Below are 387 nucleotides of genomic sequence, written 5' to 3'. Positions count from 1 at the left end.
GGTTGGACAGCACCTCGTGCAGCCAGATCGAGATCGGCCGCACCAGGGCGATCAGCAGGAACACCAGCCCGAGGCCGACCGCATGGTCCGACAGGACGCTGGCCCGGTCGGCCGTGGCCAACAGGTCGATGAACCAGCGCATGACCAGGTAGAGCGAGGCCTCGACGGTTCCGGCCACCACCGCGATGATGAATAGCGCCACCAGGGCGGCCCGGAGCGGACGCAGGTAGAAGCCGGCAAATCCCAGAACCGTCTGCGGCGGGGTCCGCGTCTCGTCGAAGGGCGCAAACGGATCGACCCGGCGCTCAAGCCAATTCAGGAACATGTCTTCCGGGCGTAATGCTGGGGGAGCCCATCATGTAAGCGCCGGCCGGCGAGCGCCAAGCG

At 67.2% G+C, this 387-nt stretch carries 1 pseudogene; it reads right to left on the bottom strand.

From position 1 onward, the window contains the following. Positions 1-325: pseudogene (locus K9U41_RS23730) on the bottom strand (multidrug ABC transporter ATP-binding protein); the annotation flags it as partial. Positions 326-387: the final 62 nt, after the last annotated feature.

It is taken from the genome of Xanthobacter autotrophicus, from assembly GCF_029991245.1.
Lineage (GTDB): Bacteria > Pseudomonadota > Alphaproteobacteria > Rhizobiales > Xanthobacteraceae > Xanthobacter > Xanthobacter autotrophicus_C.
Note: the sequence above shows the minus strand (reverse complement) of the source record. Positions and strands in the feature narration are given on the sequence as shown.